The organism is Curtobacterium sp. MMLR14_002 (assembly GCF_001864975.1).
Taxonomy (GTDB): Bacteria; Actinomycetota; Actinomycetes; order Actinomycetales; family Microbacteriaceae; genus Curtobacterium; species Curtobacterium flaccumfaciens.
This window is the reverse complement of sequence record NZ_MJGT01000001.1, coordinates 402856-424154: the sequence shown is the minus strand read 5'-3', so window position 1 is coordinate 424154 and position 21299 is coordinate 402856. Positions and strand designations below refer to the sequence as shown.

The following is a 21299-nucleotide window of genomic DNA, read 5'->3' as shown; positions in this document are numbered from 1 at the left end:
CATGAAGGCAGCACCCGAGGACCAGGTCATCCTCCTCGACGTCCAGCGTCTCGACAACGACGTCACCCGCATCGCGCACCGCATCACGTCGTTGCAGAAGGGCGACCAGCTGACCGAGCTGAGCAAGCAGGCCGCGGCGCTCCGGAGTGAACTCGTCGCCGCCACCGGCGAGGTCGAGGACGCCGAGCGCGACCTCGCCCGCCTGGAGTCCGACACCGCGGTCGCGCAGGCCCGTGTCGAACGCGACACCACGATGCTGCAGAACGTCGCGAACGCGAAGGACGCCGCCGGACTGCAGAGTGAGCTCGACTCGCTGCAGCGGCGCATCGGCGGCCTCGAGACCGCCGAGCTCGAGATCATGGAGAACCTCGACGGCCTCCGCGCCCGGGTCGGTGACATCGAGGCGAAGCTCGCCGACGTCGAGGCCGCCCGCGGTGGCCTGGTTGCCGAGCGCGACGCCGAGATCGCCCGGCTCACGGCCGACCGCGAGTCCGCCGAGCAGGCCCGCGCCGACGTCGCCGCCAAGGTGCCGGCCGAGCTGCTCGCCCTGTACGACCGGCAGCGTGCGCGCTACGGCTTCGGCGCCTCGCTCCTGCAGGGCGGCGTGTCGACGGCCTCGGGCGTGGCCCTCAACAACTCCGACCTGCAGACGATCCGGCGGGCTGCGCCCGACGACGTGGTGCTGTGCCCCGACAGCGACGCGATCCTGGTGCGGACGGCCGAGTCCGGGCTGTAGACGCGCGTGTCGTCCGGCCGGAGGCGCGGTGCCAGCCGGCACCGCGCCTCCTGTCCGTTCGTGGGCTGGTCGCAACGCGTCGCGTGCGTGCCGCCGAGCGGTCACGAACCGTCGGCTGCGGCCGTGCCGGACGACACTTTGTGACCACTCGGCGAAGCTGAGCGGGGAGTCGTGACCGCGCGTGCCGCCTGCGCCGCCTGACGGGAGGCCCGTGGCGGCGCCGCACCGCGCCTCCCGTCCGTCGTGGGCTGGTCGCAACGCGTCGCGGGCGTGCCGCCGAGCGGTCACGAACCGTCGGCTGCGGCCCTGTCGGCCGACGGTTGGTGACCACTCGGCGAACCTGAGCGGGGAGTCGTGACCGCGCGCGCCGCCTGCGCCGCCTGCCGGGAGGCCCGTGGCGGCGCCGCACCGCGCCTCCCGTCCGTCGTGGGCTGGTCGCAACGCGTCGGGTGCGTGCCGCCGAGCGGTCACGAACGGTCGGCTGCGGCCGTGCTGGACGACAGTTGGTGACCACTCGACGAACCTGAGCGGGGAGTCGTGACCGCGCGCGCCGCGCGCGCCGACCGACGCGGCACGGAGGAGGGGCGAATGGGCCGGCCGTACGCCGGGTTCTGTCCCGCCGTTTGCACGGCGGTGACGGCCATCTCTCTCGGACCGACGTTGCCGTCGGCCTCCAGCGGTCTACCCGAGGACTCGGCGAGCAGCCTCAACGTCCTCTGTCTGACCTTGCTCCGGGCGAGGTTTACCGAGCGGATCCGGTCACCCGGACCCCTGGTGGTCTCTTACACCACCGTTTCACCCTTACCGACGTTGCCGCCGGCGGTCTGCTTTCTGTGGCACTGTCTCGCGGATTGCTCCGGGTGGGTGTTACCCACCGCCCTGCTCTGTGGAGCCCGGACGTTCCTCGGCGCTCCCGGGGGAGCGACGCGACCGTCTCACCGACCCATTCGCTGGAGCGAGTCTACCCGGCTCCGCGGTGCCCGATGCGTGGGGAGCCCCACGCACACGCGTACCTGATGAGAACGGGCGTACCTGGTCGGAAGTTCCGACCGGGTACGCCCGATTCGACCAGGTACACGCGCGACCGGGGACGCCCCCGACCAGGTACGCGCGACCAGGACTAGACGCTGCGCGCCGCCAGGGTCGCGGCACCGATGATGCCGGCGTTGTTGCGGAGCGTCGCGGGGATGATGTCCGCCTGCAGGTCGAGCAGCGGGAGGAACTCCTCGTACTGCTTCGAGACCCCGCCGCCGACGACGAACAGCTCGGGGGAGAGCAGGGCCTCCAGCGTCGAGTAGTACTTCTGCAGGCGCTTCGCCCAGTGCTTCCACGACAGGTCGTCGCGCTCCTTTGCGGCGAACGAGGCGCGCGACTCGGCGTCGTGTCCCTCGATCTCCAGGTGCCCGAGCTCCGAGTTGACGATGAGCACGCCGTCGTTGATGAGCGCGGTGCCGATGCCGGTGCCGAGCGTCGTCACGATGACCAGGCCGTCCTTGCCCTTGGCCGCACCGAACTGCTGCTCGGCGAACCCGGCGGCGTCGGCGTCGTTGACGAAGTGTATGGAGCGGCCGAGTTCCTTCTCGAACAGCGCCTCGGCCTCGAAGCCGATCCACTTCTTCGACACGTTCGCGGCGGACATCGTCTTGCCGTCCCGCACGATCGCCGGGAAGCAGACGCCCACGGGGACGTCGTCACCGGGGGCGAGCTCACCGATGATCTCCTTGACCACCGCCGTGATGTCCTGGGGCTTCCCGCCCTCGGGCGTGGCCTTCTTGATGCGGTCCGTGGTGAGGGCGCCGGACGCGACGTCGACGATCGCGCCCTTGATGCCCGTACCACCGATGTCGACGCCGACTGCGAGGGAGGTCATGAGGTTGTCGTGCCTTTCGGTTGCCTGCCGGAGGTGTCCGGTCAGGAGACGGTGAGGAGCTCCGCGCCGCGTTCGGTGACGACGAGGGTGTGCTCGAACTGCGCGGTCCACGACTTGTCACGGGTCGAGACCGTCCAGTCGTCGGACCAGATGTCGGCCTCGATGCCGCCGAGCGTGAGCATGGGTTCGATGGTGAACACCATGCCGGGTTCGATCACCGTGTCGTACTGCGGTGCGTCGTAGTGGGGGATGATCAGGCCGGAGTGGAACGCCCGACCGACGCCGTGTCCCGTGTAGTCGCGGACGACGCCGTAGCCGAAGCGCTTCGCGTACGCCTCGATGGCACGGCCGATCACGTTGACCTGCCGACCCGGGGCGACGGCCTTGATGCCGCGACGCAGCGCCTCTTCGGTCCGGGTCACCAGGTCCGACACCTCGGGCGCGGCCTGTCCGACGACGAAGGTGCGGTTCGTGTCGCCGTGCATGCCGTCCTTGTAGGCGGTGATGTCGATGTTGACGAGGTCGCCCTCCTGCAGGACGGTGTCGTCGGGGATCCCGTGGCAGATGACCTCGTTGAGGCTCGAGCAGAGCGACTTCGGGTAACCGCGGTACCCGAGCGTGGAGGGGTAGGCGCCGTGCGCGACGACGAACTCGTGCCCGATGCGGTCCAGCTCGTCGGTGGTCACACCGGGGCGGATGGCCTCGCCGACGGCGTCGATGGCCTGCGACGCGATGCGTCCGGCGACGCGGATGCGCTCGACCTCGTCCGGCGTGTAGGTGTCACCGAGACCGTGCTCGTGGGGCTCGACCTTCCCGACGTACTCCGGACGCTCGATGTCCTTCGGGACGGCGCGGTGCGGGGAGATGCGGCCGGCGGTCAGGTGTCCGTGTTCGTCCCGGGGCATGCGGACCACTCTAGCCGCGGCGCGACGCGCCGAGCGCAACCGCCCCAGGGCGCAGCCCGACGCGCCGAGCGCAACCGCCCGACGCGTCGAGCGCAACCGCCCCACGGTGCGGCCCGACGTGGTGGACGTGACTGCCTGGAGGCCCGGTGCCGGTCCGCCGGACCGGCACCGGGCCTCCAGGCGGGCACGTGGGTACGGTGGGCGACATGAGCGAAGACCGCATCGAGTCCCAGTGGTGGTTCAACGACAAGACCGGCCAGGTCGAGCAGGGCCCGCAGTCCCCGCAGCGCGACCGGATCGGCCCGTTCGCGACGCGCGAGGAGGCGCAGCACGCGCTCGACCGCATCGCCGCGAACAACGAGAAGTGGGACGCCGAGGACCGCTGACCTCCGCGGTCGGCGCCCCGCCGGCACCCCGGTGACGGCGCGTCGCACGGCCCCGCGCACACCGCCGGACCACTAGCCTGGGACGAGGCCCGCCAGCGGCCACCCGATACACGGAAAGGTCGTGCATGGACAAGCAGACGGACTTCGTGCTCCGCACCATCGAGGAGCGCGGCATCAAGTTCATCCGACTCTGGTTCACGGACGTCATCGGGACGCTGAAGTCGGTGGCGATCGCCCCGGCCGAGGTCGAGGGCGCGTTTGCCGAGGGCATCGGGTTCGACGGATCCGCGATCGAGGGCCTCACCCGTTCCTACGAGGCCGACGTCCTGGCACACCCGGACCCCTCGACCTTCCAGATCCTGCCGTGGCGCGGCGAGATCGACCCCACCGCGCGGATGTTCTGCGACATCACGACGCCGGACGGGCAGCCCGCCGTGGCCGACCCCCGCAACGTGCTGAAGCGCACCCTGGCGCGTGCGAGCGACCGCGGGTTCACGTTCTACACGCACCCTGAGATCGAGTTCTACCTGCTCAAGAGCCGGGAGTGGAAGGACGGCGGCCCACAGCCCGTCGACCAGGCCGGCTACTTCGACAACGTCCCGGGCGGCAGCGCGCACGACTTCCGCCGCCGGTCGGTCCGGATGCTCGAGGACCTCGGCATCTCGGTCGAGTTCTCGCACCACGAGGCCGGCCCCGGGCAGAACGAGATCGACCTCCGCTACGCCGACGCACTGACGATGGCGGACAACATCATGACCTTCCGCACCGTGGTGAAGGAAGTCGCGATCGAGCAGGGTGTCTACGCGACGTTCATGCCGAAGCCGATCTCCGGCCAGCCCGGTTCCGGCATGCACACCCACGTCTCGCTGTTCGAGGGCGACCAGAACGCCTTCTACGAGGCCGGTGGCCAGTACCAGCTGTCGCAGACCGCCAAGCACTTCATCGCCGGCGTGCTCAAGCACGCGCCGGAGATCACCGCGGTGACGAACCAGTTCGTCAACTCGTACAAGCGGCTCTGGGGCGGTGACGAGGCCCCGTCCTTCGTCACCTGGGGCCACAACAACCGCTCGGCCCTGGTGCGCGTGCCGCTCTACAAGCCGAACAAGGGCCAGTCCTCGCGGATCGAGTACCGCGGCATCGACTCGGCGGCGAACCCGTACCTGGCGTACTCGCTGCTGCTCGCCGCCGGCCTCAAGGGCATCGAGGAAGAGTACGAGCTCCCCGCCGAGGCCGAGGACAACGTCTGGAGCCTCAGCGACTCGGAGCGTCGGGCCCTGGGCTACAGCCAGCTGCCCGCGAGCCTCGACCACGCGCTGAGCCTCATGGAGGACTCCGAGCTGGTGGCCGAGACCCTCGGCGAGCAGGTGTTCAACTTCGTGCTGCTCAACAAGCGGCAGGAGTGGAAGCGCTACCGCGACCAGGTCACCCCGTTCGAGCTCGACACCAACCTCGGCGCGCTCTAGAACCGAGCGCCCTGACCCCTCGGGAGCACGTTCCACATGACCGGTCGGACGACGACGTCACGTTCGGAGCTGGCCCGTCTGGGGTTCGCCGAGCTGTCGGAGAGCCTCGAGCGGGCTGCCGACCTGGAGGCCCGGTTCGGCCCCGACGTGCCGCTGCCGGTCGCCGGGTCTGCCGCGCTCTGGGGCGGCACCGCTGATCCGGACGGCGCCCTGCGGATGCTCGAGCGGCTGCTCGAGCGCGCGCCGGACGAGCTCCGCCCCGTCCTGACGGACGACGCCGCGACCGAGCGCCTGATCCGCCTGCTCGGCGCCTCGATCGGTCTCGGGGAGTTCCTGCACCGGCGTCCGGCCGAGCTCGCACTGCTGCTCGAACCGGTCGGCGAACCGTGGTCGCAGGAGCGGTACACGGCGTCGCTGACCGAGGCCGTCGACGGTGCCACGGGTGAGGACGCCCGGATGCGCCTGCGGGTGCGCTACCGCCGACACCTGGCCCAGATCGCCCTGTTCGACGTGCTGCACCCCGTGCCGACGGACGCGTTCCCGGCCGTCGCGGCGGGCCTCGCCGACCTGGCGGGCGCCACCCTCGACGCCGCCGTCGACATCGCGCGGCGCGAGGTGCCGTTCCCCGCGGCCGACGTCGCGGCCACCCCGCTCGCGGTGATCGCGATGGGCAAGGCCGGTGCCCGCGAGCTCAACTACGTCAGCGACGTCGACGTCATCTTCGTCACGGAGCCCACCGACGACGTCTCCACCGACCGGGCCGTGCTCGTCTCCACCCGCATCGCGATCGCCGCCATGCACGCGATCACCGACCTCGCCGCCGAACCCGCCCTGTGGGAGGTCGACGCGAACCTCCGGCCCGAGGGCAAGGACGGCGCACTCGTCCGCACCCTCGACTCGCACGTGGCGTACTACGAGCGCTGGGCGAAGGGGTGGGAGTTCCAGGCACTGCTCAAGGCCCGTCCGATCGCCGGGTCCGCCGACCTGGGCGACCGGTACGCCGAGGCCGTCGCGTCGTTCGTGTGGAACTCGTCCACCCGGCCGGGGTTCGTCGAGTCGGTGCAGCGCATGCGCGAGCGGGTGACCGAGCACATCCCCGACGCCGACGTCGACCGGCAGCTCAAGCTCGGCCCCGGAGGCCTGCGGGACGTCGAGTTCACCGTGCAGCTCCTGCAGCTCGTGCACGGCCGTGACGACCCGTCCGTGCGGGTCCGGTCGACGCTCGAGGCGATGGACGCCCTGACCGACGCCGGGTACGTCGGCCGTGCCGAGGCCGCTCGGTTCGGCCCGGACTACGCGCTGCTCCGGGTGCTCGAGCACCGCATCCAGCTCCGGCGCCTGCAGCGGACGCACCTCATGCCCTCCGACGAAGAGGAACTGCGGGTGCTCGCCCGGTCGAGCGGCGTCGCGGCATCGGCCTCGGCGCTCGAGGCCCGCTGGCGCGCCGTGAAGCTCGAGGTCCGCGGGCTGCACGAGCGGCTGTTCTACCGTCCGCTGCTGTCCGCGGTGGCCTCCACCGAGGACGAGATCGTCCTGACCAACGACCAGGTCGTCGACCGGCTCGCCGGTGTCGGGTTCGTCGACCCCGCCGGAGCCGTCGGCCACATCCGCGCCCTCACGCAGGGCACGAGCCGACGCGCGGCGATCCAGCGGAACCTGCTCCCGGTGCTCCTGCGCTGGATGGCCGAGGGGCCGGCGCCGGACCGTGCGCTGCTGGCCTTCCGGCGGTTGAGCGACGGGCTGGGGGAGTCGAGCTGGTTCCTCCGCATGCTGCGCGACTCGTCCGGCGCCGCACACTCGCTCACCACCGTGCTGTCCGAGTCGGCGTTCCTGTCCGGGCTGCTCGAGCGGTTCCCCGAGGCGGTCGCCTGGCTCGACGAACCCGAGGCGCTCCTGCGTCCGCGGCCGATCGACTCCCTGCTCGCCGAGATGACCGCGACGACCGCCCGGCACGGCAACGACGTCGACGGCTCCGCGGCCCTGCTCCGGTCGGCCCGACGTCGGGAGACCCTGCGGCTCGGCATGGCCGCCGTGCTCGGCTCCCTCGACGTCGACGGGCTCGGCCCGGCCCTGAGCGACGTCACCGAGGCCACCCTCGCCGGCGCCCTCGCGCTCGCCCGCCGGGACGCGCCCGAGGGCTTCGAGTTCGGCATCATCGCGATGGGCCGGTACGGCGGGCGGGAGCTCGGCTTCGGGTCGGACGCCGACGTGCTGTACGTGTACCGGGCCCCCGACCTGGCGCCCGAGGTCGCGTCCCGGACCGCCCAGACCATCGTGCGCGAGCTCAACCGCCTGACCGAGGACACGATCCACCCGCTCGACCTCGACATCGACCTGCGCCCCGAGGGCAAGAACGGTCCCGTGGTGCGGACGCTCGAGTCCTACGGCGCCTACTACGCCCGCTGGTCGCTCACGTGGGAGGCGCAGGCGCTCCTCCGCGCCCGCGGGGCCGTCGGCGACGCACAGCTCCTGCGTGACTTCGAGCACCTCGCCGACCGCACCCGGTACCCGGAGCGGATCGACGACCACCAGGTGCGTGAAGTCCGCCGCATCAAGGCCCGCGTCGAGTCGGAGCGGCTGCCCCGCGGCGCGGACCCGGCCCGACACCTCAAGCTCGGCCGCGGGTCCCTCAGCGACGTCGAGTGGTTCGTGCAGCTCCTGCAGCTGCAGCACGCGCTCGAGATCCCGTCGCTCCGGACCACGTCGACGCTCGAGGCGCTCGACGCCGCGGTCGACGCCGGACTCGTCGGCGCCGAGGACGGCGAGCGACTCGGGGCCGCCTGGCGCTTCGCGTCGCGCACCCGCAGTGCCCTCGTGCTGTGGTCGGGGAAGACCACCGACGTGCTGCCCGTCGACCGCGTGCAGCTCGAGGGCGTCGCACGGCTGATGGAGTACCCGCCGGGCTCCGCGAGCCGCCTCGAGGACGACTACCTCGGCGTCACGCGGCGCGCACGACAGGTGTTCGAGCGCGAGTTCTACGGCGCCTGACCTGCCGCCGACGCAGCGCCGAACACCCCGCGACACGCCCGAGCGTCTGCGGACGGACCCGACCTGAGCAGCCATCGAAGGTTAATTCTCCGTGTCGCACGACGTCCCCCGACGGCACCCTCTTCGTACCCCTGTTCGAAACGGAGTCCGGCTCGTTACCGGGCCGTGACCGAACTCCCACCGGACCGCCAGGGGACCTTTTCCGGCGTCCCCCGACACGCCGCGTGACCACCTGCTGACCTGGGCTTTCCGTCGGACCCGACCCGTGCCTCCAGGCCGCACCTGTCGCCCATCAGGGCGACCCGGTGTCGAGGCGTGGTCCGCAGGAGTGCTGTCAGCACCACGGGGGACCGCTCCGACCGGCCGGGAGGGGGACCGGTGTGTACCCCGTAACGCGCCCGTAACGCCCCCGGACGGGGGCCGCGTTGCGCGCGCGTTCAGGTTCTGCATCAATTGCATCACCCGAACCGGCCCTGATTCCCCGATGAAGCGGAATCTCCACCTCGAACGTTGAAGCAGGGATCAGTGTTCACCTTCATTCTGCAGATCAGGCAGATGGTCGAAGGGCACCCCGAGTTCTACCTGTTCGCCGTGTACTCCGCGGTGATCTGGTTGCTCTGGTTGCTCAAGGTCGTCATCTCCGCCCGCTACCGCCCCTTCACCGGCACCTTCGTCGGTACCACCAGCGTCGTCGTCCCCGTCGTGGACGAACCGCTCGACCTGTTCCGTGACGTCATCGGTCGCATGGTCGAGCAGCAGCCCGGCGAGATCATCGTCGTCATCAACGGTGCCCGCAACGAGGCGCTCGAGGAGGTCTGCGACGAGTTCGCCCCGCTCGTCCGCTGGACCCACACGCCCATCCCGGGCAAGCGCAACGCCGTCAAGGTCGGCACCGAGATGTCCAACGGCGACATCACCGTGCTGGTCGACTCCGACACCGTCTGGACCCCCGGCGCGCTCGAGGAACTCCTCAAGCCGTTCGCCGACGAGTCCGTCGGTGGCGTGACGACCCGGCAGCGCATCCTCGAACCGGAGCGCAGCTGGATCACCCGCTGGGCCGACTGGCTCGAGAACTCGCGGGCGCTCTACTCGATGCCGGCACAGAGTGTCCTCGGGCAGATCGGCTGCCTGCCCGGGCGCACCATCGCCTTCCGCCGGAGCATCCTGATGCGGGTGATGGACCGGTTCATGCACGAGAAGTTCATGGGCGTGTTCCTCGAGGTCTCCGACGACCGGACGCTGACGAACCTCACGCTCAAGGAGGGGTACCGGACCGTCTACCAGTACACGTCGCTGGTCTACACGGACGCCCCGCTGCAGGTGAAGAAGCTGTTCAAGCAGCAGCTCCGCTGGGCCCGCGGCTCGCAGTACAACACGCTGCGGATGCTGCCGTGGATGCTCGGCCACGCCCCGGTCCTCGCGGCGTTCTTCATCACCGACATCATCCTGCCGTTCATGCTCTTCGGCGTGATCGCCGGCTGGATCTACCGCGCCTTCACCGGCCAGGGCGAGAACCTGTACCAGGGCATCCTGTCGCAGTACGGCTTCTCGACCGGGTTCGTCTACGTCGCGGCGCTCATGGTGATCTCGAGCGTGCTGAGCATGGCGATCCGCCAGATGCGGCACCTGTCCGAGAAGCCGAGCGACTTCTTCCGCCTGCCGATGTTCATCATCGTGTCGACGTTCTTCCTGATGCCGATCCGGCTCATCGGCTTCTTCCGCCTGGCGCACGCGTCCGGCTGGGGGACCCGGGCCGGCGCCTACGCCGGCGGTCCGATGCAGGAGGACCCGGCGGACGCCGTCCAGCCGCTGTCCTCCACGGCGCAGGTCCCGGTCAGTCCGATCGACGACGAACGTGCCCGGTCGGCCGGGGTCGACCAGGTGGCCGTGGACCGTGCGTTCGACGAGCTCTTCGGCGCCGACGCGGCGACCAACTCCACCACCACCGTCCTCGCCACCCGCCGTGAGGCCGCAGCCGCGGTCGCGCAGCAGGAGGCCCAGCGAGCAGCCGCGCCGGCCCCCGCCCGAGCCCGCCGGTACAACCCGTACGCAGCGATCCCGTACGTGATCGGCATCGCGATCTTCGCCCTGGAGGCGTTCCTCATTGTCTGACTTCATCCGTTCCTCGAGTGCTTGGTGGGCGCAGTCCAGCAAGCACGCCCGCCGGACGGCCATCGGCACGACGGCCATCGTGCTGGCGCTCGGCCTCATCACCTGGTCGGTGTGGATCTCACCCTCCGGCCCCGTCTCGACCGCCGTGCACCAGGCGCTCGGCGTCGAGGCGCCGAAGGCCAAGAAGGTGTCCGCCGCCGAGCTGCAGACGCAGCTCGACGCCGCCCAGGAGCGCATCTGGTCGCTCGAGGGCAAGCTCGACTCCCGCACGGCCCAGGCCGGGTCGCGTGGCGACCAGATCTCGGAACTCAAGGCGCAGATCGCGTCGCTGCAGTCCCAGCTCGGTGCCGCGAAGGACTCGGGAGGCTCGTCCAACGTCAACGCCGCGGGTTCCGGCAGCGGTGGCTCGGGTTCCGGCGGGTCCGGTGCCGGTTCGGCCGGTGCGTCCGGGTCCGGCTCGGGCTCGTCCGACAACGGGTCCGGCAGCGGCTCCGGTTCCGGCAACGGATCCGGGTCCGGCTCGGGTTCCGGCAACGGTGGCGGCTCGAAGCCGAACCCCGGTCCCTCGACCGACCCGGGTGCCACCCCGGTCGTCACGCCGACCAAGGCCGAGATCCTCGGGCAGCAGTCGCGCTGGTACGGCCTGTACACCGCGCAGTCCCCGTTCAACTGGGCCGAGTACGACGAGGTCTCCCGTCAGGTCGGTACCGCGTCGAACATGACCGGCTTCTTCCAGGGCTTCGACCAGGAGTTCAACGCCCCCGCGGTGCAGCGCTCCTGGGCCAACGGCCGTGTCCCGCTCATGACGTGGGAGACGGTGCCGGCGCAGACCGGCAACGACCAGAAGTACGTCCCCGGGTACACCAACGACGACATCTCCGGTGGGTCGTTCGACGCCTACCTGACGAAGTACGCCAAGGCGCTGGCGGCCAACGGACAGCCGATGGTCATCCGTCTCGACCACGAGATGAACGGCTCCTGGTACAACTGGTCCGAGGGGGAGGCCCAGAAGAACCCGGCCGGCTCCTACAAGAAGATGTGGCAGCACGTGCACGACGTCTTCCAGGCGAACGGCGCGAACAAGTACGTCATCTGGGACTGGTCCCCGAGCCGCATCGACAAGCTCGGCAACCCGAAGTACCAGACGCTCGACTACATGCAGCAGTACTACCCGGGTGCGGACTACGTGGACTGGGTCGGCATGAGCGGGTACTACCGCGACGCCACCGAGCAGCCGACGTTCGGCACGACCTTCGGAGCGACGCTCACGCAGCTCCGCCAGATCGCGCCGGGCAAGGGCATCATGCTCAACGAGATCGGGGCGACCGAGACCGGCACGAGTGTCGCGAACCCGCAGAAGACGCAGTGGATCAACTCGCTCTTCGATGCGCTGGCGGACCCCGCCAACAAGGACATCGTCGGCTTCGCGTACTTCAGCGAGACCGCGACCACCATCATCGACGGCAAGCGCACCACGAACGACTGGCGTCTCAACTCCCGCGCCGATTCCCTCAAGGCCTTCGCCGAGGGCATCAAGCGCAACGACATCGACTACGACCTGCAGGAGGTCACGCAATGAGCGAGTCCAAGAAGTCGACCGCATCGGCCGACACCCGCCCCGCACCCGTCATCAGCGTCATCGGCACCGGCTACCTCGGCGCCACCCACGCGGCCGCCATGGCCGAGATGGGCTTCGAGACCATCGGTGTCGACATCGACCCGTCGAAGCTCGCCGCACTGTCCGCCGGTGAGGTCCCGTTCTTCGAGCCCGGTCTGCCCGAGCTCATCACGAAGCACGTCGCCAGCGGCAAGCTCCGCTTCACCTCCGACATCGCCTCGGCCGTCGCGGCTGCGGACGTCCACTTCGTCTGCGTCGGCACCCCGCAGAAGGCCGGGTCGCACGCCGCGAACCTGGCCTACGTCGAGAGCGCCACCCGTGGCGTCGCCGAGAACCTCACCCACCCGGGCCTCATCGTCGGCAAGTCGACTGTCCCGGTCGGCACGGCAGCGCGGCTCCGCGGCATCGTCCGCGAGTTCACCCCCGCCGGCATCGACGCGGAACTCATCTGGAACCCCGAGTTCCTGCGTGAGGGCAAGGCCGTCGAGGACACCCTGCACCCGGACCGTCTGGTCTGGGGTGGAGCCTCCGAGGCAGCCGACGCCGTGATCCGCGAGGTCTACGCCGCACCGATCAGCGAGGGCACCCCGGTCATCACGACCGACCTCGCCACCGCGGAGCTCGTCAAGGTGAGCGCCAACGCGTTCCTCGCCACGAAGATCTCGTTCATCAACGCGATCTCCGAGATGTGCGCCATCACCGGCGCCGACGTCTCCACGCTCGCCGATGCCCTCGGCCACGACGCCCGCATCGGCCGGAAGTTCCTGAACGCCGGCCTCGGCTTCGGCGGCGGCTGCCTGCCGAAGGACATCCGGGCGCTCATGTACCGCGCGAACGAGATCGGTGCCGGCCAGGTCGTCGGCCTCATGCAGCAGGTCGACGAGATCAACATGGGGCAGCGCCAGCGGGTCATCGACATGGCGATCGACTCGGCCGGGGGATCGGTGCTCAACCGTCGCGTGGCCGTCATCGGTGCCGCGTTCAAGCCCCTGACCGACGACGTCCGGGACTCCCCGGCGCTCAACGTCGCCGCCGCGCTGCACCTCCGCGGCGCCCAGGTGACGCTCTGGGACCCGGAGGCGATGGAGCCCGCGAAGCGCTCGTTCCCGACGCTGAGCTACGCCGCGTCGATGACGGACGCGATCGAGGGCGCCGACGTCGTCCTCGTGCTCACCGAGTGGGACGACATCATCACCGCCGACCCGGTCGCCCTCGGCGACCTCGTCGGGCGCCGCGTCGTCATCGATGCGCGCAACTGCCTCCCGGTCCTCGACTGGGTGAAAGCGGGGTGGACCGTCCGTTCCCTGGGACGTCCCACGCCGGTCACGGGTGCACCCGTGAGCGTCGCAGCGGGGACGAACGACGCGTTGGCCACGAGCCGCTAGTCACCGTTCGCGAGACGGGGTCCGTGCCGGGCGGCGCGGGCCCCGTTCCCGTGCGCCCGGGGGCTGGTCTGTCCGGGCGGTTCCGGGCGTACCTGGTCGAATCGGGCGTCCCTGGTCGAATCGGGCGTACCTGGTCGAATCGGGCGTAGCTGGTCGGGACTTCTGACCAGGTACGCCCGATTCCGCTTTCCAGTCCGGCTGCGATGGGAAGGAACGTGCGTCGCGACCGCCTGGAGGCCCGGTGCCCGCCCGCCGGACCGGCACCGGGCCTCCAGGCGGTCGCGTCCGTACCCCGCGCGCACGGTGGCAGCGTCGTCACGCGCTGAGCGACCGCTCACGGGCGGCGCAGCCCGTGAGGTGTCGCCCACCCCCTAACGTGGCCGGCACAGCGAAGGGCCCCGCACCTGACGGTGCGGGGCCCTTCGTGTGTCAGCGAGACTCAGACGCCGAAGTACAGCTCGTACTCGAACGGGTGCGGGCGCTGGGCCAGCGGGAGGATCTCGTTCTCACGCTTGTAGTCGATCCAGGTCTGGATGAGGTCCTCGGTGAAGACGTTGCCCTTCGTGAGGAACTCGTGGTCCGCCTCGAGCGCGTCGAGCGCTTCGTCGAGGGAGCCGGGGACCTGCGGGATGCCCTTGGCCTCCTCGGGCGGGAGCTCGTAGAGGTCCTTGTCGACCGGCTCGTGCGGCTCGATGCGGTTCTGGATGCCGTCGAGGCCCGCCATCAGCTGCGCGGCGAAGGCCAGGTACGGGTTGCCGGAGGCGTCGGGCGCGCGGAACTCGATGCGCTTGGCCTTCGGGTTGGTGCCCGTGATCGGGATGCGGATCGCCGCCGAGCGGTTGCCGGCCGAGTAGACCAGGTTGACCGGAGCCTCGAAGCCCTTGACCAGACGGTGGTACGAGTTGATCGACGGGTTGGTGAACGCGAGCAGCGCCGAGGCGTGCTTCAGGATGCCGCCGATGTACCAGCGGGCGAGGTCCGACAGGCCGCCGTAGCCGTTCTCGTCGTAGAAGAGCGGCTTGCCGTCCGACCAGAGCGACTGGTGGGTGTGCATGCCCGAGCCGTTGTCGCCGAAGAGCGGCTTCGGCATGAACGTGGCGACCTTGCCCCACTGGTCAGCCGTGTTCTTGACGATGTACTTGAACTTCAGGATGTCGTCCGCGGCGTGGACCATCGTGTCGAACTTGTAGTTGATCTCCTGCTGGCCGCCGGTGCCCACCTCGTGGTGCGAGCGCTCGAGCTCGAAGCCCGCGTCGATCAGCTTGAGGGTGATGTCGTCGCGCAGGTCGGCGGTCTTGTCGACCGGCGACACGGGGAAGTAGCCGCCCTTGTACGGGGTCTTGTTGGCGAGGTTGCCGCCCTCTTCGTCACGACCGGTGTTCCAGGCGCCCTCTTCGGAGTCGACCGCGTAGAAGGACTCGTTCTGCGTGACCGAGTAGCGGACGTCGTCGAAGATGTAGAACTCGGCCTCGGGGGCGAAGAACGCGGTGTCCGCGATGCCCGTCGACGCGAGGTACTTCTCGGCCTTCTTCGCCACCTGGCGCGGGTCGCGGCCGTAGATCTCGCCGTTCCGCGGGTTGTAGATGTCGAAGATCATGATGAGCGTGCGCTCGGCGCGGAACTGGTCGACGTACGCCGTGGTGACATCGGGGATCAGCTGCATGTCGGACTCGTGGATCGACGCGAAGCCGCGGATGGAGGAGCCGTCGAACAGCTGGCCGACCGAGAAGAAGTCCTCGTCGACGGTGGATGCCGGGATGTTGAAGTGCTGCTGCACACCGGGCAGGTCCGTGAAGCGGATGTCGAGGAACTTGACGTCGGTGTCCTTGATGAAGGCCAGGACCTCGGAGGAATCGCTGAACATGGGGCCGATCTCCAATGGGTTGGGTGATGTCGGAGGCACCGGTCAAGGCACCTCCGACGAGGCTATTGACACGGGGTTTCCCGGACATGACTGGTTTGTTTCGGGCGTGTTACGCCCGGGCTGTCGCCTACGCTGGGGACCATGGCCCGCAGCACCCCCAGTCCGTCCGCGCCCTCCGAGCACCCGGACGGATGGCCGGGCAAGGACCTCGGTCTGCCCGAGTCCGGGCCCCGGAGTGTGGGGCGGATCGGGCGGCGGGTCGTTGCGCTCCTGATCGACGGCGCACTTGCTGACCTGGTCGCCTACGTCACCGGGGTCTGGTCGCCGGTGAACGGTTCGGGCGACATCGCGCACTCCTGGGTCCAGATCGCCATCTTCGCCGTGCTGCAGATCGTGTTCATCTGCCTGCTGTCCGGGTCGTTCGGGCACATCTGCGTCGGACTGCGGGTCGTCCCGATGCGCGGGGGCTACGTGGGGGTGTGGCGGCCGATCCTCCGGACGGTGCTGCTCTGCCTGGTGGTTCCGGCGCTCATCATCGACCGCGACAGCCGTGGTGCGCACGACCGCATCGCCGGGACGGTGCTCGTCCGCCGCTGAGCCGGGGCTCGGCTGGTCGGCTGGTGCGGCGCGCGGGCGGTGGCCGTCGGCACCGTGAGAGGTTGCTCGTCGGGTGCGAGGTTGCGTACTCCGTGCGTGCTCCGTCCATTCGCACCGAGTACGCAACCGCGCACCATGCAGGGCCTCCGCCGATCGCCCTGGCACCGTGCGAGGTAGGGCGCCGGGCATGCGCCGCTCGCCCTCGCACCGTGCGAGGTTGCTCATCGGGTGCGAGTTTGCCCGTCCCGTGCGCCGTCGGAGTCTCGCACCGAGCCGACAACCTCGCACGGTTCAGGGCCGGTGTCGCGCCCTCGCACCATGCGAGGTTGCGCGCCGGGCCTCCGTCGATCGCCCTCGCACCGTGCGAGGTTGCGCGCCGGGCCTTCGTTGATCGCCCTCGCACCGTGCGAGGTTGCGCATCGGGTGCGAGCATGCCGTCCCCGTGCGCCGTCGGAGTCCCGCACCGAGCTGGCAACCTCGCACGGTCCAGCGAAGGTCGCACGGTGCGGGCCTCGCGCACACCCCCCCCACGGCCTAAACACACGAGAACGCCCCCGACCAGATCTGGTCGGGGGCGTTCTCGTTCCGAGGGGCTTCGGTCAGCGCGGCCGTCCGGCGCGAGCCCGCATCGGGTCCATGCCCTTCGGGATCGAGGCCGCAGGGCTCTGCGTCAGCGAGTCGAGACGGTTCGCGACCGCCAGGACCTCGTTGCGGTTGAGCGACTTCTTGAGCTTGTTCATGGCACGGGGCAGCTTGTGCAGCGTCAGGCTCTCACCGGTGCCGTCACCCACGTGCAGCACGTGTACGGCGACGTTCGGGACGATGCGCTGCACCTTGCGGCGCTCCTCGTCGACCTGGCGGTTGAGGTTGCCACGCTGACCCTCGGTGATCAGGACGACACCCGGGCGACCCACGGCGCGGTAGACCGCTGCCTGCGAGCGACCGTGCACCGCGACGGGCATCTCGCTCGAGCGCCACTGGCGACGGAGCGAGTTCGACAGCACGGCACCGACGGCGCCGGGCTGGCCTTCGATCTGCGAGTACGCAGCGCGTTCGGCCAGACGACCGAGCACGATGAGGAAGAGCAGCACACCGAGCAGCACACCGGCGACGATCCACAGGACGATCGCGAGCCAGTTCTGCCCCGGCAGGAGCAGCGCCAGCAGGACACCGAGGACGACCGGGCCGACGAAGGCGAGGGCGAACCACCAGACCGACGACGGGTCGGCCTTTCGGGTCATCTGGAAGACCTGGAACATCTGCTTGAGACGCCCCGGCTCCTTCGCCTTCTTGTCTGTGGAAGAGCTGCGTGCCATGCGAACAGGATACGGCCTCCGTGCGCCGGGGGAGACCGTCGCGTGTCCGGCTGTGCGCGAACACGTCTTGTCCACAGGTGGTGCGGGAAAGCCTGGAGGCCCACCGCGCCACCGCCACGCTGGTCACCATGGAGACGAGCACCGACCACCACCCGGATCGCTGGATCGCGACCGGCAACGAGCACGACGTGCTCACCTGGGTCGCCGACCGCTCCGCGGCCGCCGAGCGGCACCTCGTCCCGGTGGCCGCGGTCGGCCGGACCCCGACGGGGCATCTCGTGGTCGACCTCGACCGGCCGACCGGCACACCGCTCGTGGCGGCGCTCGACCGGCTCGGCACGCCGACCACCGGCGTCGCGGTGACCCTGACGGTCCCGCTCCTGGAGCTCCTGGTGGCGGTGCACGACGGCGCGGTCCTGCTCGGTGCTGCCGGCATCGACGACGTGCTGGTGGACGACTCCGGTGCCGTCGTGCTCTGCGACCGCCCGACGAACGCGGCGAGCCCGGCGAGCCCGACGAACCCGACGAACCCGACGAACCAAACCAACGCGAGGACCCCGACGCGCACCGCACCCCCGACGCGCACCGTGCACTCGACCGACGCGACCCGGACCCTCGTGCTCGCAGCCCGGACGGTGTGGGACCGCGTCGACCCGGCCGATCCCGCTCAGCAACCGGTGCTCGACGCGCTGCAGGACGCCCTCGACGGTGACGGACCGAGCGCACGAACGGCACTCGACGTCGTCCACGGCACCGCCGCGCCCCGGCCGTTCCGCTGGACCCCTGTGCCGAGCGACCTCGTGTTCGCCGAACCGCCGACACCGGACGGGCAGGACGGACTGCTCGGGCGCCTGCGGGACGTGGTCGAGCACGGTGTCCCACTCGGAGCGGACCGACGGCTCCCGCTCCGCCGCGTGCTCGTGGGGCTCGTCGTCGCCGTCGGGTCGGTGGTCGCCGCCCTGACCCTGCTCGGCGGCGGGTGACGCCGAACCCGCCCGAGAACGGGAACCGGAACGGGAACGGCCCCGGCTCCCACGAGGGGAACCGGGGCCGTCGGCCGTGCTGCTGGGATCAGTACCCGAGGTTCGGGGCGAAGTTGCCCTCTTCGAGACGGTTCTTCACCGCGACGAGGTACCGCGAGGCATCCGCACCGTCGATGATCCGGTGGTCGTACGACAGCGCCAGGTAGACGAACGAGCGGATGGCGATGGCCTCCTGGCCGTCGACCTTCACGACCGCCGGGCGCTTCGTGACGATGCCGGTGCCGAGGATCGCCGACTGCGGCAGGAACACCACGGGGGTGTCGAACAGCGCGCCACGCGAACCGGTGTTGGTCAGCGTGAACGTGCCGCCGGCCAGCTCGTCGGGCTTGAGCTGGTTGTTCCGGGTGCGCTCGGCGAGGTCCGCGATGGACTTCGAGAACTGCGCCAGGTCCAGCGAGGCCGCGTCCTTGATGACCGGGGTCAGCAGGCCGCGCTCGGTGTCCACCGCGATGGAGACGTTCTCGGACTCCGGGTAGACGATCTCGTCGCCCTCGACCGTGGAGTTGATCTTCGGGTGGGCCTTCAGTGCCTCGGACGCCGCGAGGGCGAAGAACGGCATGAAGGAGAGCTTCGAGCCGGTCTTCTCGAGGAACTCCGCCTTGTGGGCGTCGCGGAACTGCGCCACCTTCGTGACGTCGACCTCCACGACGCTCGTGAGCTGTGCGGTCGAGGTCATCGACTGCACGGCACGCTCGGCGACCACCTTGCGCAGGCGGGTCATCTTCTCGCGGGTGCCGCGCAGCGGCGAGACCTCGGCGACGAACGGGCCGGACGCGGCGGCGGGTGCTGCTGCTGCCGAGGCGGCCGGGGCCTTCGCGGCGGCGGCGAGGACGTCCTCCTTGCGGATGCGCCCCCCGACACCGGAGCCGGTGACCGTGGACAGGTCCACACCCTGCTCGTTGGCGAGCTTCCGCACCAGCGGGGTGACGTAGCCGGAGGCTGCGCCGTCCTGCGTGGGGTTCGGCACCGCAGCGGCGGCCGTGGTGCTCGGCGCGGACGCCGGAGCCGGAGCGGCCTGGGCCGGCACGGCTGCCGGCGGAGCGGCTGCGGGCGGCGGGACCGGTGCGGCGGCCGGGACCGGCGCTGCCGCGGGCGGGGCGGACGGTGCCTGCGGGGCGGCGGGCTGCGTCTGTCCGGCGGGGGCGGGCTCGGGCTCGGTGGGCTCAGGTGCGGGGGTCTCGGCCTCCTGCTCCGTGCTCGGAGCGGCCTCGGGCTCCTCGGCGTCGGCAGCGGCGGCGTTCGCGTCGTCGGCGCCGGAGTCGGACGAGTCCGAACCGCCGTCGGACGAGCCGGAGCCGTCACCGATCTTCACGAGGGCGGTGCCGACCTCGACGGTCTCGTCCTCGGGAACGAGGATCTCCTCGACGACGCCGGCGATCGGCGACGGGATCTCGGTGTCGACCTTGTCGGTCGAGACCTCGAGCAGCGGCTCGTCGACCTCGACCCGGTCACCGACGTTCTTCAGCCATCGGGTCACCGTGCCCTCGGTGACGCTCTCGCCGAGCGCCGGGAGGTTGACGGATTCGCTCATCGGGTGGACTCCTCTTCGCGGGGGATTGCAGTGGTTGTTGATGTCATTGTCACAGTGCGGCCGGTGCCGGTCACAGCGCGTGCAGCGGCTTGCCCGCGAGGTGCAGGAACGCCTCGCCGAGGGCTTCGTTCTGGGTCGGGTGACCGTGCACCAGGGGAGCGATGTCCTCCGGGTAGGCCTCCCAGTTCACGGCGAGCTGGGCTTCGCCGATGAGCTCGCCGACGCGGGCACCGATCATGCTGACCCCGACGACGGGGCCGTCCACGACGCGCACGACCTTGACGGAGCCGGAGGTCCCGATGATGTGGCTCTTGCCGTTGCCGGCCAAGTTGTACTCGTACGAGTCGACCTTGTCGGCGCCGTACTGCTCCTCGGCCTTGGCCTGCGAGAGCCCGACCGACGCGACCTCGGGGTCGGAGTAGGTGATCTTCGGGATGTTCTTGTCCTCGATGACCACCGGGTTGAGACCGGCGATCTCCTCGGCGACGAAGATGCCCTGCTGGAAGCCGCGGTGCGCGAGCTGCAGGCCGGGGACGATGTCGCCGACGGCGTAGACGTTCGGGATGTTCGTGGCGAGACGCTCGTTCGTGGTGACGAACCCGCGGTCCATCGCCACGCCGACCTCGTCGTAGCCGACGTTCTGCGTGACCGGGCCACGGCCGACGGCGACGAGCAGGACGTCACCGTCGAAGGTCTTGCCGTCCTCCAGTGTGACGACGACACCGTTCTCGTGCTGCTCGACGCCCTGGAACCGGACACCGAGCGAGAACTCGATGCCGCGCTTGCGGAACGCGCGCTCGAGCTGCTTCGACATCGACTCGTCCTCGGCGGGGACCAGGTGCGGCAGGCCCTCGACGATGGTGACCTCGGCCCCGAAGGACTTCCAGACGCTGGCGAACTCGACGCCGATGACGCCGCCGCCCAGGATGACGACCTTGTTCGGGACGTAGTCCATGCGGAGCGCGGTCTCGCTGGTGATCACGCGGCCGCCGATCTCGAGCCCGGGCAGGGACTTCGAGTAGGAGCCGGTCGCGAGCACGATGTTCTTGCCGGTGACGGTCTGGTCGCCGACCTGCACGGTGTTCTGCGAGGTCAGACGACCCCAGCCCTCGACCACGGTGATGCCGCGGGCCTTGATCAGGCCCTGCAGGCCCTTGTACTTGGAGTTGATGACGCCCTGCTGGTAGTCGATGACCTTGGGCACGTCGACACCGGCGAACTCCGCGATCACGCCGTACTTCTCGGCGTCACGCGTGCCGTCGGCGATCTCCGCGGCGTGCAGCAGCGCCTTGGTCGGGATGCAGCCGCGGTGCAGGCACGTCCCTCCGAGCTTGTCGCCCTCGATGAGCGCGACGCTCATGCCGAGTTCGGCGGCCCGGAGCGCAGCGGCGTACCCACCACTCCCGCCACCGAGGACAACGACGTCGTAAGTCTGTTCCGTCACCTGGTGCAACTCCCTCGTGCGTGTCGGGCCGATCGGGCCCT

General features: G+C 70.2%; 15 protein-coding genes and 1 other RNA gene. 9 read left to right on the top strand and 7 right to left on the bottom strand.

Annotated elements, in window-relative coordinates; all coding sequences use genetic code 11:
• The first annotated feature begins 1 nt into the window (after position 1).
• Positions 2–736, top strand: coding sequence for a zinc ribbon domain-containing protein (locus BIU91_RS02010; protein ID WP_027465445.1), 735 nt, complete (start codon positions 2–4; stop codon positions 734–736).
• Between the two features lie 585 nt (positions 737–1321).
• Here BIU91_RS02010 and rnpB read toward each other — a convergent pair.
• The 3 genes from rnpB to map all read right to left on the bottom strand — a co-directional run bounded on the left by rnpB (position 1322) and on the right by map (position 3511).
• An RNA gene (gene rnpB, locus BIU91_RS02005) (RNase P RNA component class A) lies at positions 1322–1682 on the bottom strand.
• 174 nt (positions 1683–1856) lie between these two features.
• Entirely contained in the window at positions 1857–2606 is a 750-nt protein-coding gene (ppgK, locus tag BIU91_RS02000) for a polyphosphate--glucose phosphotransferase (protein WP_027465446.1), read from the bottom strand.
• Between the two features lie 41 nt (positions 2607–2647).
• The gene (gene map, locus BIU91_RS01995; RefSeq protein ID WP_071403965.1) at positions 2648–3511 is read right to left on the bottom strand and encodes a type I methionyl aminopeptidase; all 864 of its coding nucleotides are present in this window, start codon (positions 3509–3511) and stop codon (positions 2648–2650) included.
• Positions 3512–3717: 206 nt separating this feature from the next.
• Between map and BIU91_RS01990 the strand changes: the two genes are divergently transcribed.
• The 6 genes from BIU91_RS01990 (at position 3718) to BIU91_RS01965 (ending at position 13463) form a co-directional block, all read left to right on the top strand.
• Entirely contained in the window at positions 3718–3897 is a 180-nt protein-coding gene (locus BIU91_RS01990; protein WP_027465448.1) for an SPOR domain-containing protein, read from the top strand.
• 125 nt (positions 3898–4022) lie between these two features.
• Positions 4023–5360 carry a type I glutamate--ammonia ligase gene (gene glnA / locus BIU91_RS01985; protein ID WP_027465449.1) on the top strand — a complete coding sequence of 446 codons (1338 nt, stop codon included), beginning with the start codon at positions 4023–4025 and terminating at the stop codon, positions 5358–5360.
• Positions 5361–5396: 36 nt separating this feature from the next.
• Complete coding sequence (locus BIU91_RS01980; protein WP_071403964.1) at positions 5397–8348, top strand: bifunctional [glutamine synthetase] adenylyltransferase/[glutamine synthetase]-adenylyl-L-tyrosine phosphorylase; 2952 nt, start codon at positions 5397–5399, stop codon at positions 8346–8348.
• Between the two features lie 525 nt (positions 8349–8873).
• A complete protein-coding gene (locus tag BIU91_RS01975; protein WP_071403963.1) occupies positions 8874–10460 on the top strand; it encodes a glycosyltransferase family 2 protein in 1587 nt (528 codons plus the stop codon).
• A complete protein-coding gene (locus BIU91_RS01970; protein ID WP_071403962.1) occupies positions 10453–12039 on the top strand; it encodes a glycosyl hydrolase in 1587 nt (528 codons plus the stop codon). The genes BIU91_RS01975 and BIU91_RS01970 overlap by 8 nt, the downstream gene beginning before the upstream one ends.
• A complete protein-coding gene (locus BIU91_RS01965; RefSeq protein ID WP_071403961.1) occupies positions 12036–13463 on the top strand; it encodes a UDP-glucose/GDP-mannose dehydrogenase family protein in 1428 nt (475 codons plus the stop codon). The genes BIU91_RS01970 and BIU91_RS01965 overlap by 4 nt, the downstream gene beginning before the upstream one ends.
• Positions 13464–13902: 439 nt before the next feature.
• On the opposite strand, the gene glnA (BIU91_RS01960) is transcribed toward BIU91_RS01965, so the two are convergent.
• The gene (gene glnA / locus BIU91_RS01960; protein ID WP_027465453.1) at positions 13903–15327 is read right to left on the bottom strand and encodes a type I glutamate--ammonia ligase; all 1425 of its coding nucleotides are present in this window, start codon (positions 15325–15327) and stop codon (positions 13903–13905) included.
• 141 nt (positions 15328–15468) lie between these two features.
• On the opposite strand from glnA (BIU91_RS01960), the gene BIU91_RS01955 reads away from it, so the two are divergent.
• Positions 15469–15924 carry an RDD family protein gene (locus BIU91_RS01955; protein WP_071244549.1) on the top strand — a complete coding sequence of 152 codons (456 nt, stop codon included), beginning with the start codon at positions 15469–15471 and terminating at the stop codon, positions 15922–15924.
• Between the two features lie 599 nt (positions 15925–16523).
• Here the strand turns inward: BIU91_RS01955 and BIU91_RS01950 are convergent.
• Positions 16524–17240, bottom strand: a complete 717-nt coding sequence (locus BIU91_RS01950; protein ID WP_027465455.1) for a DUF4191 domain-containing protein — start codon at positions 17238–17240, stop codon at positions 16524–16526.
• Between the two features lie 128 nt (positions 17241–17368).
• Between BIU91_RS01950 and BIU91_RS01945 the strand changes: the two genes are divergently transcribed.
• Positions 17369–18223 carry a hypothetical protein gene (locus BIU91_RS01945; protein ID WP_139196718.1) on the top strand — a complete coding sequence of 285 codons (855 nt, stop codon included), beginning with the start codon at positions 17369–17371 and terminating at the stop codon, positions 18221–18223.
• An 88-nt stretch (positions 18224–18311) separates the two neighbouring features.
• On the opposite strand, the gene sucB is transcribed toward BIU91_RS01945, so the two are convergent.
• A complete protein-coding gene (gene sucB, locus BIU91_RS01940; protein WP_071403959.1) occupies positions 18312–19814 on the bottom strand; it encodes a 2-oxoglutarate dehydrogenase, E2 component, dihydrolipoamide succinyltransferase in 1503 nt (500 codons plus the stop codon).
• Between the two features lie 70 nt (positions 19815–19884).
• Positions 19885–21258 carry a dihydrolipoyl dehydrogenase gene (gene lpdA, locus BIU91_RS01935; protein ID WP_027465458.1) on the bottom strand — a complete coding sequence of 458 codons (1374 nt, stop codon included), beginning with the start codon at positions 21256–21258 and terminating at the stop codon, positions 19885–19887.
• Positions 21259–21299: the final 41 nt, after the last annotated feature.

Coding starts and splice junctions, on each gene's coding strand:
- BIU91_RS02010 (WP_027465445.1), top strand. CDS start 2: ATGAAGGCAGCACCCGAGGACCAGGTCATCCTCCTCGACGTCCAGCGT.
- ppgK (WP_027465446.1), bottom strand. CDS start 2,606: ATGACCTCCCTCGCAGTCGGCGTCGACATCGGTGGTACGGGCATCAAG.
- map (WP_071403965.1), bottom strand. CDS start 3,511: ATGCCCCGGGACGAACACGGACACCTGACCGCCGGCCGCATCTCCCCG.
- BIU91_RS01990 (WP_027465448.1), top strand. CDS start 3,718: ATGAGCGAAGACCGCATCGAGTCCCAGTGGTGGTTCAACGACAAGACC.
- glnA (WP_027465449.1), top strand. CDS start 4,023: ATGGACAAGCAGACGGACTTCGTGCTCCGCACCATCGAGGAGCGCGGC.
- BIU91_RS01980 (WP_071403964.1), top strand. CDS start 5,397: ATGACCGGTCGGACGACGACGTCACGTTCGGAGCTGGCCCGTCTGGGG.
- BIU91_RS01965 (WP_071403961.1), top strand. CDS start 12,036: ATGAGCGAGTCCAAGAAGTCGACCGCATCGGCCGACACCCGCCCCGCA.
- glnA (WP_027465453.1), bottom strand. CDS start 15,327: ATGTTCAGCGATTCCTCCGAGGTCCTGGCCTTCATCAAGGACACCGAC.
- BIU91_RS01955 (WP_071244549.1), top strand. CDS start 15,469: ATGGCCCGCAGCACCCCCAGTCCGTCCGCGCCCTCCGAGCACCCGGAC.
- BIU91_RS01950 (WP_027465455.1), bottom strand. CDS start 17,240: ATGGCACGCAGCTCTTCCACAGACAAGAAGGCGAAGGAGCCGGGGCGT.
- BIU91_RS01945 (WP_139196718.1), top strand. CDS start 17,369: ATGGAGACGAGCACCGACCACCACCCGGATCGCTGGATCGCGACCGGC.
- sucB (WP_071403959.1), bottom strand. CDS start 19,814: ATGAGCGAATCCGTCAACCTCCCGGCGCTCGGCGAGAGCGTCACCGAG.